Source organism: Rhizobium sp. TAL182 (assembly GCF_002117725.1).
Taxonomy (GTDB): domain Bacteria; phylum Pseudomonadota; class Alphaproteobacteria; order Rhizobiales; family Rhizobiaceae; genus Rhizobium; species Rhizobium esperanzae.
On record NZ_CP021027.1, the window covers coordinates 305,488 to 318,962 of the forward strand.

Genomic DNA, 13,475 nt, shown 5'->3' on the forward strand with positions numbered 1-13,475 from the left:
GTCGGCGGCAATCTGCCGATTGGGTGTTGCCTGACAGCAATGGATATGGTGGCCTACCGTCCGCCGAGACGGAAGGCGATGGCCGCAGAAAGCCCGCTCAAGCGGCCGGCCGAAAATGCCGTCCGAAACAAATCCACAAAACTGCCCTGCCTGGCACGGCAAGAGCGTGGGTACGGAGATTTGATCTGGATCAAATCGCAATCCCGATGAAATTGATAGCCATCAAAGACGCGCTGGAAGAAATAGGGATAGCCGAAGTCGCAACGGCCGCGTGGTCGTCTCGGGCATGTCCGGCATAGGCGGTTTTCGAAGGGATCAGGACATGGACGTCGCACGCAGTGAGGTTCTCGTGATTAGCACTTCCGTCGCTTGCCGTTCCTGCCAGGCGCGGCACGGCGTCGTTTGCGGCGCCTTGTCGGCTGGCCAGCTTAGCGAACTTGGCCGCCACTCGCTGCGCCGCAAGGTCGACGCAGGCTGCGAGATCATTGCACAAGGATCGGAAAACTCTTTCTATTCGAACATCACGCGCGGCGTGGTGAAGCTCTGCAAGGTGATGTCGGACGGGCGCCAGCAGATCGTTGGCCTGCAATTCGCCCCCGATTTCGTCGGCCGCCCCTTCGTGCGCGAAAGCACGCTGTCGGCCGAGGCCGCGACCGATGCGGAGATCTGCGTGTTCCCCCGCAATTTGCTCGAACGCATGATATTGGAGACTAGGGAATTGCAGCGTAGCCTGCACGCTCAGGCGCTGAACGAGCTGGATGCCGCGCGCGAATGGATGCTGACGCTCGGCCGGCGGACCGCCGAGGAGAAGGTCGCAAGCCTGCTCCACCTCATTGCCGCCCACGCCGAGACGGCGACGAGCACTGCCTTCGATCTGCCGCTATCGCGTGCCGAGATTGCCGACTTTCTCGGGCTGACGATCGAAACCGTCAGCCGCCAGTTGACCCGGCTTCGCAAAGAGGGCGTCATCCGCATCGAGAACATCCGGCATATCACCGTGCCCGACATGGATGCGCTCGCAAAGAAAATCAGCGGGTAATTACCACCCGCGTATTGGAAAGGCCAGCCTGGCGCGCCAGCGTAAAAAACTAGGCGGCATTGTCGGGATGCAGACGGACGTGCCGGGCGCTACCACATCGAGCATTCCGGGCGAGAAAACTTCTAGTCCCGGAGCCGCCGGCTTGCAGCTCGGGATAGCCGCCGGGCAGGTGGGTGGCGTCGCCATCGGCGCCGGGCGCCCAGCACGTCGCCAGCGAGCTGAGCGGTGAGTGGTGAATGGAACAAAATATCAGCTCCGCGGCGACGTCAGCCGAGCAACAAATGCTCGTAGGCCAAAGGCTACATAGCGCGACCCGGGTGCCGGTCGGCATCAGCCGATCGATATTGGCGGCTGCGAGCTCTTCACGCCCCCAACCTGCGGATATCCGCCATCGTCGTCTTCTGTGACGAAATTATCGGAGCCGTTTGCGTTTCACCATTTTTCGATGCGCGGTCCGAGCCTGGCGCTCCCTTTTTGTCGGACCTCAAACTTTCTTGTGCAGTTTCAAACAAGAAAACGTGCGCGGGTAGACATACGCACGAGCAGAACCTCAAACCCCGTGACCCGCGCCTTCCCGCCGCGACCGGACTGGCGGGCAGTATGCTAAGGTTCTAAAAGGCGGCAGAGAAACCTTGATCGAGATGCGGTCGGAAGTAGCCGAAACAGCGCCCGGCCGTCAGCGCGGCACAACGGCTTCACAATTCGCTCGCCCGCACGAGCAGCGCACGAGTGCGGCGACGAAGGCCCTGTGCTGACCGCAAGTCCATCTCCTTCAGGCCAAATGGCATGACGCTTGCTTGCCCTGGCGTGTGGGCCGAGGTCGGATTCGTGTTAGCCGTGACTGAGAGGCCGCAAATAAATTTTCCTAGAGGAGCTTCATTGATGACCATGGAAAAGCAGGTCCCTATTGTCACCTTTCGCACGCGGGTTCGCGACGAGTCTATATCCGGTCCCAACCCCTACCGCTGGGAAGACAAGACGACCGACGACTATTTCAGCGGTAAGCGGGTAATCCTTTTTTCGCTGCCGGGCGCCTTCACGCCAATCTGCTCCACCTTCCAACTGCCTGATTTCGAGAGTCTTTATGTCGAGTTTAAGAAGAATGGCATTGACGACATCTACTGTCTCTCCGTCAACGATGCCTTCGTCATGAATGCTTGGGGCAAGTCTCAGGGGTTGAAAAATGTCAAGCTTATCCCGGACGGTTCGGGAGAATTCACTCGAAAAATGGGTATGCTCGTCGCCAAGGACAATCTCGGTTTCGGTCTGCGCTCCTGGCGCTACGCTGCCGTGATCAATAATGGCGTCGTGGAGGGGTGGTTCGAGGAAGAAGGCTTTGGCGACAACTGCGCGACCGATCCGTATGGCGTTTCTTCGCCGCAAAACATTTTGAAATGCCTTAAGGCCCCAGCCTTCGTATGAGCATTGAAGCCAACGACCAGCAGCTACGACTTGTCGTGCACACCTGCGCCGAATGATAGGAGTTTTGCTCGAACCATGAAGTCCTTTACAAGCCTTCATCAGCGTCAGCAGCAATCGCTGGTTATTACGCCCCAGCTCATCGCGTCTATTCGCTTGCTGCAGCTGGCGCACACCGAACTGAATCAGTTCGTGGAACAGGAAATCGAGAAGAACCCATTTCTCGACCTGGCGTCGAATGACGGCGGGGCTTCTGGCGTATCGCCAACTGCGGCGGATGATCCAAATATCAGCGCACGCGAAGACCACGTTGATGGACCGGCCAGGACGGACATGCCTGAGCTGTCTAGTCCCTGGAAATCAATCCGTGACACAGGCAACCTTTCGCCGGGGGAAAGGCCTTCCCTGGATGAGTTCGCCGCGTCAACTGAGACATTGCACGAACATGTCGCCCATCAGATCGCCCTCACTGCCTTCACACCCCAGGAGCGGCTGATTGCTGGCGCGCTTGCCGACCATCTGGATGACACTGGGTATCTGCAAGTGAACCTTCAGGAGCTAGCAGAGAGGCTAAATAGCCCTGAGGCTGGAGTGAAGCGGGTTCTTGAGGCTTTGCAGCTATTTGACCCGCCGGGCATATTTGCGCGAAGTCTGGGCGAATGCCTCGAGATTCAGTTGCGCCAACGAGACCGGTTCGACCCGGCCATGGCAGCTCTGGTCGCAAATCTCGAGTTGCTTGCGCGACGCGATTTTCGAGCACTGAAGCGACGTTGCCGGGTCGATGAAGACGACCTTCTCGATATGTTGAACGAAATTCGTGCACTTGACCCAAAGCCTGGAAACCAGTTCCAGTCCGCAAGGTCGGAATCCATCATACCCGACGTCTTCGTCCTACCCTCGCCGGGAGGCGGATGGCACGTCGAGCTTAATCGGGAGATTTTGCCCAAGGTACTGATCAACCAAACCTATTTTGCGCAAGTTACTCGCCTAACCGCCCAAAGCTCGAAAGATCAGTCATTCCTCAACGAATGCTTCCAGAGCGCGAGCTGGTTGGTTCGGAGTCTCGATCAGCGCGCCACGACGATCCTTAAGGTGGCGACCGAAATCGTGCGCCACCAGGATGTCTTTTTGGAAGATGGCATTGCTCATCTTCGCCCTCTCAATCTTAAGACCATCGCTGACGCGATCGACATGCACGAGTCCACTGTAAGTCGGGTAACGTCGAACAAATACATTCTCACGCCCCGCGGCGTGTTCGAGCTCAAGTATTTTTTCACCGTCGCGATCCCGTCCTCACAAGGCGGTGACGCGCACTCTGCCGAAGCTGTGCGCCATCAGATAAGGGCACTTATTGCCGCAGAGACGCTCCATGATGTGCTGTCCGACGACGGCATCGTTGCCAAGCTCAAGGAAACAGGCGTCGACATTGCTCGCCGCACAGTCGCCAAATATCGCGAGGCGATGAACATCCCCTCGTCCGCGCAACGCCGGCGGGAGAAACGGTTTGTACTGGCGGCCGCGGAGGGATAAGTCCTTTGTACCGTAGGTGATGCCCTTTTCCCAAAAACCGCGGAACTGAGGCACATGTGACATTGTGCTTAGTCCTCTCCATGGAGGATCGACTTCATATGGGCTGGCGACCGCAGCCTCGTCACGGGAGCTTCAAAAGTTGTTCCGGCCGCTTAAGCTGACGTTCCAGAAAAGATTAGATGTCTGTTCCATAGCCCAAGCGCTTAGGGGCTAAGCGGTTAATCACGAAACTCGTGCAGAATTTTTATGTCGCGCAAGCGACAAATCTAGAAGCAGTTGTCGCCTCCCATTCATTTTCGCCGAACCGCTGGGATTTCGGTGCGGCGGCAACGAGAGCCTCAACCGAAAATGATAGACGGAGATACGCGGGCAGACGTTCTGGAGTTGGCGCGCTTTCGAGATCTCCGATGTTCGACGACGCAGGAATACAACACGCGGGCTGATCGAACTCTTGGCCTTCCTCACCGCTTGGCACGACGCATGCACGGTAATCCGAAAATGCGCCATCGAACAAAAAGGAATCATCCCATGATCAAGCTCACAGAGAATGCCGCCGCAATCATGAACGTAACGCTTTCCCGAGCCGAGCAGGCGGAAGGCTTTCGCATCGCGGTCGAGGCAGGTGGATGCGCCGGCTACAAATACCTGGTGGGGCTAGAAAGCGTCCAGGGCCAGGGCGACGCGGTGATCGAAACAAATGGGGTCAAGGTGTTCGTTGACGCAGACTCCCAAGCACACATCAACGGCATGACGATCGACTTCGTGACGGGACCAGAAACCTCCGGTTTTGTCTTCGACAATCCCAATGCGCACCAGAACTGCACTTGCGGCAAATCCTTCGGCTGATCACCGAGAAAGCGAGAGAGCCATGCGGAATTATTGCGAAAAGGTCATGGTTTCCTTTTTCAATCCGAAGAACGACGGCGTGCAGGAAAATCCCCTCAGCGAGACCGGGGCAGTTTCCTACGGTAGAGGGCCTGAATTGATAATTGGAGTCGATCCAACGGTGGAAGCGTTTCTGGTGACGCCGTCGTCCTTGCGTTCCAACCCAGCGACCGCCTTCTCGCCAGCGCTGGCCGAACTCATAACCCTAAAGCCCGCCGAAGCGCCTCAAACCGTCCGTCAGGAGACAGCAGGCTTTTTAAGCGGTTTGCTGCCGGAGAAAAAGGTCTGCTCATCAACGGATTATCCTGAGGCAGCAAAATTTTTTGGCGGGCATCCGGGCCAGGATTCCAAAGGAGACGCCCCCTCTGCAAGCAGTTCCGCGCCGAGGAAAGGTGAGCGAAGACGCGTGCGTGTCAAGAGGCTTGATTTCATGACCAAGTCGCTCACTTCGCTAGATCTGGCAGTAGACGGACGACACTCGTTCAAGCCGTCGAAGACGTGTCAGCGGTTTATACAGTACTGGTCGTCGAAAGCCTCGTTCCGGCAGAGGAGGACGATCAGACCGTCACAACAGAAATCTGAGGCCTGGAGAAATTGGCAGGGTCGAAATCGATGTTGTAGCCGGCAATCGCGTAGGACAGGGTCTAAAAATCGCCGCAGCCTGCAACAGTTCAGTTCTCAGCGACAAGCTAAGCTGGCGACCCATCTAGTTAAGCAGCCGCGGCGAATCCAACCGTTGGAAAAGGCGCGAGCGCACAACGTTCTTCCCTTCCTACTGATGGCGGCTATGCGACGTTATCGATGCCAACAAGATCGCGTGACGCGCCATCGCACGACTCCACCCCGCGCTGCTTGCCCGAGGCTAGCAAACAACAGCATGTGCAAGACGCCGCAGCATTGTCACCGCTTCCCCTCAGTCGAGATCCACCCATGAGAGCGATCTATCTCGACAATAATGCAACGACCAGAGTCGATCCTGAAGTGGTTGAAGCCATGCTGCCGTTCTTTGCGGATCAGTTTGGAAACCCTTCGTCGACGCACGCTTTTGGCTCCTCCATCCGCGAGGCGGTGAGGAAGGCGCGCCGGCAATTGCAAGCGCTGATCGGCGCCGAGTTCGATCATGAGATCGTGTTCACCTCGGGGGGGACGGAAAGCGACAATGCGGCGATCCTTTCGGCGCTGGAGGTGATGCCTGAGCGCACAGAGATCGTGACTTCCGCAGTCGAGCATTCAGCGGTGCTGACACTCTGCGGCCATCTGGAGAAGACGCGCGGCATTAAGGTACACAGGATCCCAGTGGATCGACATGGACGTCTCGATCTTGACGCCTATGAGACCGCCCTCACTCATCGTGTAGCGATTGCTTCGATCATGTGGGCGAACAACGAGACGGGAACCATTTTCCCGGTCGCTAAGCTTGCCGAGATGGCCAAGAGAATCGGTGCACTTTTCCACACCGACGCGGTCCAGGCGGTCGGCAAGGTTCCAATGGACCTCCAACCTACTGCAATCGACATGCTTTCGTTGTCCGGACACAAATTCCATGGACCAAAAGGCATCGGTGCACTCTATCTTAGGCGGGGCTTATCTTTCTCCTCACTGATCAAGGGAGGTCATCAGGAGCGCGACCGACGCGCAGGGACAGAAAATACGGCCGGGATTGTCGGTTTAGGCAAGGCTGCCGAACTCGCCCTGAAATCAATAGACGACGAGAGGACCCGATTAAAGTCGCTCCGAGATCGATTGGAGAACGGCATTGTCCAGCGTGTTCCAGGCGCCTTCGTAACCGGCGATAGGCTTAAGAGGTTGCCGAACACGGCGAACATCGCCTTTCAACGTGTCGAAGGAGACAGTATGCTCCTTCTTCTCAACCGCTATGGCATCGCCTGCTCTTCCGGCTCTGCTTGCTCCTCCGGTTCGCTGGAGCCGAGCCATGTCTTGAGGGCAATGGATATCCCTCATGCTATGGCGCACGGAACAATCCGCTTCTCGTTCTCGCGCGATAACTGTGACGAGGATGTCGACCGGGTGCTCGAAGTTTTACCGGGCATCGTTGAAAGGCTCCGGAGCCAATCCCGTTCCGGCCACGTGGCCGACACGAGCAGCCGGGTTCGTTCAGGGGAGTAGGAGCAGGCACGCTCATGAAACGGCAATTCCTTTTCACCGATACGACCTGCATGACGGCACCGGCATCGTATGAACGATCAGGTAAAAGCCGGGGCTCTCAGTCACATAGATCGCCGGTTCACCGCCCATGCGTGTTCATGGAGGGGGCCCAGCGCCATATCATCTTAATCAATCTCTCGACACCATCGGTGGATCGCATCCGACCACCAGCCTATGCCGACTCCAGTTGCAACGCGACTGCCTTGCGCCTAGCCGCGTCGAACCACGCATTCCGTACGTTGCAGCTTAAGCTACGGGAGAACGATCTCGCGATCACCGCTCACGACCAGGGGGAATCTTATGTGCCGTTGCTCCGCTGACAGCAGTCCCGTCGATGTCAAAGACATCCTCAATCGGCTGAAATCTCTCTCGGCTGCGGAGGAGTTCTTCGCAGCCCTAGGGGTCCCCTATGACCCGAAGGTTCTCGATGTCTCACGACTCCATATCATGAAGCGTATGGGCCAATACCTCGCGGCAGAGGACTTCTCCCATCTCCCAGACCGGGTAATCGCTGCTCGTGCCCGTGCCATACTGGAAAGGGCCTACTGTGATTTCGCGACCTCCGCGCCGCTCTCGCACCGGGTCTTCAAGGTGCTCAAGGACCACAATCCGAACAGACCTGTCACACCCGGCCGCACCGTTGTCCCGTTAGACTCTTTCCTGAAGCCGTTCGAAAAGAAATGAGCACGGTTGCGACACGACAATGTCGGGAAGCTTACAATTCAGTCATATGCTAGCAACGTCGGAATCGAAGCCATTTCAATGTGATAGAGAACGCCAAACGGTTGGCACGAATGATGCACGCAAGCATGTGTACTGACAAGCCCGCCACCCATAGAGGGAGGGAGTAAGAAACCGCCATGCACATAGTTATCTGTATCAAACAGGTACCGGACTCCGCACAAATACGAGTGCATCCGGTGACGAACACAATCATGCGTCAGGGGGTGCCAACCATCATCAACCCCTATGATCTGTTCGCCCTTGAAGAGGCGCTCCAGTTGCGCGACCGCCATGGCGGCGAGGTGACCGTGCTCACCATGGGGCCGCCCATGGCAGAGGACGCGTTGCGCAAGGCGCTCACCTACGGCGCCGACCGCGCCGTACTCTTGACCGACCGTCATTTTGCCGGCTCCGACACTCTGGCGACCTCGTTTGCTCTTTCGCGAGCCATCGCGAAGATCGGAGAGGCCTTCGGTACGCCCGATATCGTCTTTACGGGCAAACAGACCATCGACGGCGATACCGCCCAGGTTGGGCCTGGCATCGCCAAGCGCCTCGACCTCCTGCAGCTCACCTACGTTGCCAAAATCGTCTCTGTCGACATCAATGGGCGCGAGATTACGGTGGAGCGCCGCTCGGAAGGGGGCACGCAGACGCTAATGAGCAAGCTCCCTTGCCTAATTACAATGCTCGAAGGCACAAACGAAATCCGCCGCGGCTCGCTCGATGACGCGCTACGGGCCGCGCGCAGCCAGATCGTGAAGTGGAATGCGGCCGACGCTGGCATAGAGGACCTCACCAAGTGCGGCCTGCGTGGCTCGCCAACCGTCGTTAAGAGGGTCTTTGCCCCTCCTGAGCGGGCGGAAAAGGCGGAGCAGATCGACACCGCGGAAAAAACACCGCGCGATCTCGCGGAGGAGTTGATCGCTGGGATCTTTTTGCGCCAGCCGGCGCTCGAAAGCGAACTCGCCTTTGACGGCGAATGAAGGCAAGGAGCGACGATGTTGAGCACGAATCGAGAGAGCCCTCCTCCAGCCGCTGGCCGTGCCGCCATGAAGAAAGAGCTGCCCGATCAGTTTAAGGACCATCGGCACGTTTGGGTCTTCATCGAGCTGGAGCGCGATCAGGTGCATTCCGTCTCCTTCGAGCTGCTCGGCGAAGGCCGCAAGCTCGCCGACAAGCTGGGCGTCCAGCTTGCCGGCGTCGTTCTCGGACCACCGGGAGAGGCCACGTGGTTTGCCATCGCCGAGGCTTTTGCTTATGGCGCCGACCTGGCCTACATCGTCGAGGCCCCACTGCTCGCCGACTACCGAAATGAGCCTTTCACCAAAGCATTGACGGATCTGGTTACTAACTACAAACCGGAAATCCTTCTTTTAGGGGCAACGACGCTCGGGCGCGACCTTGCCGGTTCCGTGGCGACGACCTTGTTGACAGGGCTCACGGCGGATTGCACTGAACTTGATGTGGATGCGGACGGCTCGCTTGCGGCGACCCGGCCGACTTTCGGCGGCTCCTTGCTTTGCACGATCTACACGCTCAACTGCCGGCCGCAGATGGCAACGGTCCGGCCGAGGGTCATGGCCATGCCTCCGCGCGGGAATAATAAGATCGGACGCGTCATTCAACACAAAGTGTCGATGATCGAGGAAGAGATCGTCACTAAGGTCCTCGGTTTCTTGTCCGATGGCCAGTCGGCGACGGCGAATCTCGCCTATGCGGACGTCGTGGTTGCTGGAGGCCTCGGTCTTGGCGCGGTGGAGAACGTGAAGCTTATGAAGAAACTCGCGCGGACGATCGGGGCCGATTATGGCTGTTCGCGCCCCCTCGTCCAAAAGGGCTGGATGCCTGCTGATCGGCAGATCGGCCAAACTGGCAAAACTATCCGGCCGAAGCTTTACATAGCAGCCGGCATTTCCGGCGCCATCCAGCATCGCGTTGGCGTCGAGGGAGCTGATCTTATTTTAGCCATCAACACCGATCCTAACGCGCCGATTTTTGATTTCGCCCACCTCGGCGTCGTCACCGATGCGATCCGTTTACTGCCGTCATTAACGGAACTCTTCACCCATCGACTGTCGCCGCACAGTCGCGATAAGCTTGCAAACTGAGGGCGCCCCATGACTGAGGAAAACTTCGACGCCATAGTTATCGGGGCCGGCATGGCCGGAAACGCAGCTGCTTACACGATGTCGAACCGCGGCATGAAGGTGCTGCAGTTGGAGCGTGGCGAGTATCCGGGCTCCAAGAATGTGCAGGGCGCCATCATGTACGCGGACATGCTGGAGAAAATCCTGCCGGATTTCCGGGATGATGCGCCTCTGGAGCGGCACTTAGTCGAGCAGCGCTTCTGGATGATGGACGACTCGTCCCACATCGGTATGCAATACCGGTCGGACGACTTCAACGAGTCGAGACACAATCGCTACACGGTCATTCGCGCCCAATTCGACAAATGGTTTTCACGCAAGGTGCGCGAGGCCGGAGCGACGCTTCTATGCGAGACGACCGTGACGGAACTCGTTCGTGATCCAAAGGGCAAGGTGATTGGCGTTCGCACCGACCGCGCCGGCGACGTGATTCTTGCTGACGTGGTCGTTCTCGCAGAGGGCGTCAATGGGCTGCTCGGCACGCGTGCTGGATTGCGTGACACGCCAAAACCGGAAACTGTCGCGCTCGCCGTCAAGGAAATGCATTTCCTGGCCGAAGAGGTAATTGACCAGCGGTTCGGCCTCAAGGCCAATGAAGGCTGCGTCATCGAGGCAGTTGGCACGATCTCTCGCAACATGGCCGGGCTTGCCTTCCTCTACACCAACAAAGAATCGATCTCGATCGGCATTGGCTGCCTTGTCTCCGAATTCGCGGCAACAATGGAAAGTCCTTATGATCTGCTCGAAAAATTCAAAAGCCATCCGTCGGTAAAGCCGCTGATCGCAGGAGCGGAAGTCAAGGAATATGCGGCGCATCTCATTCCAGAAGGTGGTTACAAGGCAATTCCGCAGCTTTTTGGTGACGGCTGGGTCGTCGTCGGCGACGCGGCACAACTTAATAATGCGGTGCACCGCGAGGGGTCCAACCTCGCCATGACGTCGGGGCGCATCGCCGGCGAAGCAATCGTCCAGATCAAGAATCGCAAAAAGCCGATGGTCAAGGAGAACCTCTCCCTTTACAAGTCGATGCTTGAAAAGTCGTTCGTTATCAAAGACTTGCGGAAATACAAGGACATGCCTGCCCTGCTGCACACCAATTCCCGCAATTTCTTCACGACTTATCCAAGGTTGCTGTCGCAGGCCGCACAGAACTTTGTGCGAGTCGATGGCACCCCGAAGATCGACAAGGAACGGGCGACCACGGGCACCTTCATCAAGGCACGCTCCCGCTGGGGGCTGTTTGGTGACGCGGTTCGCTTGGCGCGCGCGTGGCGATAAAGGAGAGATGAGATGACGGTTGCAGTGACGAACATACGCGTAGAGGACAAGCTTTACCAAAATCGATACGTGGTCGATGCCGGACGCCCGCATATTAGGGTGCGTCCACACGATTGGCCAAGCGTAAATCTGTATGCCCTCACAAGTGTCTGTCCGGCCAAGTGCTACGAATTGAATGACCAGGGCCAAGTGGAGGTTATCGCCGACGGGTGCATGGAGTGCGGCACGTGCCGCGTACTATGCGAGGCAAGTGGAGATATCGAGTGGAACTATCCGAGAGGCGGTTTCGGCGTTCTCTTCAAGTTCGGATAAAGGTTTGCAACTCCACGATTCAGAACCAACTTGGGTTTGCAGACGGGCGCATCGGAAACTTGCAGAGGTGCGCGTTGCAGATTGGCATTAGAAATTACTATATATACATGCAAGCAAGGGTTATAAGAAACGTTAGACAACCCAAGGCCATATAATGACCCACATGCCCGCCCGACCGGTCGATGGAGCGGAACCCCTATCTGCGCTACCTGCTGGACCTATGCGCCAAGCGGGCACGCAGCGCAGCGGAATCTACGAGATATCAAAGGTACTGACTGCCCCCGCCCGGCTAGAGATTACGCTTGCCAACGTCGTGAACGTCCTCTCTTCCTTTCTGCAGATTCGATGCGGAGCAATCGTTGTTCTAGACGCTGAAGGTCAGCCCGAGATTGCTGCAACTGGCGACATCCCCCCATCCTCTCAATCAGCCGCTCGAGGCGTTATACCAAAGGCCGTAATCGACCATATCGCGACGACCGGTATGCCCCTAATCGTAAAGGATGTCAGCAAGTCCGAATTATTTCAGGCTGAGCCGCAACCGCCTTGGAGCAGCGGCACCGTCCCAATTTCTTTTATTGGCGTTCCGGTAAAAGCCGATAATAAAATACTTGGCACAATATCGATCGATCGCGTCAGGAACGACGCCGCCCCCTTCCCCGCCGACGAGGACGTTCGCTTTCTGACCATGGTCGCCAATCTGGTCAGTCGGACGATCAGGCTTCATCGTTTCCTGAACCTGGAGGGTCGGCGACCTATCGGCGAACAAGAGAGACCGGAGAAGCCGATCATCGCGCAAAGGGGCGCGCCGGGCCGACATCCACCCGTCAAAATCGACGGGATTATCGGGGATAGCCCGGCTCTCCAGCAGGTGGTTGAAACCGTCTCGGTGGTGGCGAGGACGAATTCCACCGTGCTTCTGCGGGGCGAAAGCGGCACCGGCAAGGAATTTTTTGCACAGGCGATCCATGAACTTTCCCCTCGTAAAAACAAGCCGTTCGTCAAATTGAACTGCGCCGCGCTGCCCGAAGGCGTCCTGGAATCGGAGCTGTTTGGGCATGAAAAAGGGGCTTTCACCGGGGCCATCGCGCAGCGCGCCGGACGCTTCGAACTGGCAAATGGCGGAACGCTTCTGCTTGACGAGATTGGCGAGATTTCGCCCGCCTTTCAAGCCAAACTGCTGCGCGTCCTGCAGGAAGGCGAACTGGAGAGGGTGGGCGGAACCAAGACGCTTGCGGTCGACGTCCGGCTCATATGCGCCACGAATAAGAACCTCGAGATGGCTGTTGCAAACGCCGAATTCAGGGCCGACCTGTATTACCGCATCAGCGTAGTTCCAATTGTCCTGCCGCCGCTTCGAGAGCGACCCGGCGATATTCCACGCCTTGCGAACGCTCTTCTTGACCGATTCAACAAGGAGAACCAACGCGAGCTGACGTTTTCGTCGTCGGCGATCGAGGTGATGTCGCAATGCTATTTCCCAGGTAACGTCCGGGAACTCGAAAACTGCGTGCGAAGGACTGCCACCCTTGCGCGTTCAAGCTCGATCGTTTCGTCTGATTTTGCCTGCAAGAACAGTCAGTGCCTTTCGTCGCTCCTCTGGAAAACCGACGGGTCGCCCGGCGGCATCACCGTCGATGGGCATGCCCGGAGCAATGTGATGCCGACTTCATCGCCGCGCTCGGGCGGGAGCATCGGTGCGTCGGACGAGGTATCTTCTGTCAAGGCTTGTGATCCGCACGGTTCCGGTTGTCCCGCAATGGAGTCGCGCCTCACGCAACGGGACCGGTTGATCGAGGCGATGGAAAAGGCCGGATGGGTTCAGGCCAAAGCGGCTCGTATTCTCGGCCTTACGCCTCGTCAGGTCGGCTATGCTCTACGCCAGCATCGCATCGAGGTGAAAAAGCTTTAAGCGCCTGGGTGATGTTGGACCTTCTCGATCTCTAATGCCTGGTTTGGTGGCTTACGGACAACTC

At 57.6% G+C, this 13,475-nt stretch carries 11 protein-coding genes and 2 pseudogenes; 11 read left to right on the forward strand and 2 right to left on the reverse strand.

What is annotated here, in order from left to right:
- Positions 1-322: 322 nt before the first annotated feature.
- The gene (locus Tal182_RS25910) at positions 323-1,039 is read left to right on the forward strand and encodes a Crp/Fnr family transcriptional regulator (protein WP_064842863.1); all 717 of its coding nucleotides are present in this window, start codon (positions 323-325) and stop codon (positions 1,037-1,039) included.
- On the opposite strand, the pseudogene Tal182_RS31965 reads toward Tal182_RS25910, so the two are convergent.
- Both Tal182_RS31965 and Tal182_RS32970 read right to left on the reverse strand, forming a co-directional pair.
- Positions 1,029-1,118, reverse strand: a pseudogene (locus Tal182_RS31965) (L,D-transpeptidase); the annotation flags it as partial. The gene Tal182_RS25910 and the pseudogene Tal182_RS31965 overlap by 11 nt on opposite strands.
- 57 nt (positions 1,119-1,175) lie before the next feature.
- Positions 1,176-1,394: pseudogene (locus Tal182_RS32970) on the reverse strand (cobyrinic acid a,c-diamide synthase); the annotation flags it as partial.
- Between the two features lie 527 nt (positions 1,395-1,921).
- On the opposite strand from Tal182_RS32970, the gene Tal182_RS25915 reads away from it, so the two are divergent.
- From Tal182_RS25915 to nifA, 10 genes are all read left to right on the forward strand, one after another.
- Positions 1,922-2,461 (forward strand): peroxiredoxin, encoded by a 540-nt coding sequence (locus tag Tal182_RS25915; RefSeq protein WP_004678566.1) that lies wholly within the window; start codon positions 1,922-1,924, stop codon positions 2,459-2,461.
- A 75-nt stretch (positions 2,462-2,536) separates the two neighbouring features.
- The gene (gene rpoN / locus Tal182_RS25920; RefSeq protein ID WP_004678547.1) at positions 2,537-3,988 is read left to right on the forward strand and encodes an RNA polymerase factor sigma-54; all 1,452 of its coding nucleotides are present in this window, start codon (positions 2,537-2,539) and stop codon (positions 3,986-3,988) included.
- A gap of 528 nt (positions 3,989-4,516) precedes the next feature.
- Positions 4,517-4,834, forward strand: coding sequence for an iron-sulfur cluster assembly accessory protein (locus Tal182_RS25930; RefSeq protein ID WP_009995752.1), 318 nt, complete (start codon positions 4,517-4,519; stop codon positions 4,832-4,834).
- A 969-nt stretch (positions 4,835-5,803) separates the two neighbouring features.
- Entirely contained in the window at positions 5,804-7,000 is a 1,197-nt protein-coding gene (nifS, locus tag Tal182_RS25940; RefSeq protein ID WP_085861398.1) for a cysteine desulfurase NifS, read from the forward strand.
- Between the two features lie 339 nt (positions 7,001-7,339).
- Complete coding sequence (gene nifW, locus Tal182_RS25945) at positions 7,340-7,723, forward strand: nitrogenase stabilizing/protective protein NifW (RefSeq protein ID WP_008536550.1); 384 nt, start codon at positions 7,340-7,342, stop codon at positions 7,721-7,723.
- A 176-nt stretch (positions 7,724-7,899) separates the two neighbouring features.
- Positions 7,900-8,748 carry an electron transfer flavoprotein subunit beta/FixA family protein gene (locus tag Tal182_RS25950; RefSeq protein ID WP_004678528.1) on the forward strand — a complete coding sequence of 283 codons (849 nt, stop codon included), beginning with the start codon at positions 7,900-7,902 and terminating at the stop codon, positions 8,746-8,748.
- 15 nt (positions 8,749-8,763) lie between these two features.
- Entirely contained in the window at positions 8,764-9,873 is a 1,110-nt protein-coding gene (locus Tal182_RS25955; protein ID WP_085861399.1) for an electron transfer flavoprotein subunit alpha/FixB family protein, read from the forward strand.
- Positions 9,874-9,882: 9 nt separating this feature from the next.
- Positions 9,883-11,190, forward strand: coding sequence for an FAD-binding protein (locus Tal182_RS25960; protein ID WP_004678525.1), 1,308 nt, complete (start codon positions 9,883-9,885; stop codon positions 11,188-11,190).
- Positions 11,191-11,202: 12 nt separating this feature from the next.
- Complete coding sequence (locus Tal182_RS25965; RefSeq protein ID WP_004678523.1) at positions 11,203-11,502, forward strand: ferredoxin family protein; 300 nt, start codon at positions 11,203-11,205, stop codon at positions 11,500-11,502.
- Positions 11,503-11,722: 220 nt separating this feature from the next.
- Positions 11,723-13,411 (forward strand): nif-specific transcriptional activator NifA, encoded by a 1,689-nt coding sequence (nifA, locus tag Tal182_RS25970; protein WP_011053431.1) that lies wholly within the window; start codon positions 11,723-11,725, stop codon positions 13,409-13,411.
- The last annotated feature ends 64 nt before the right edge of the window (positions 13,412-13,475 follow it).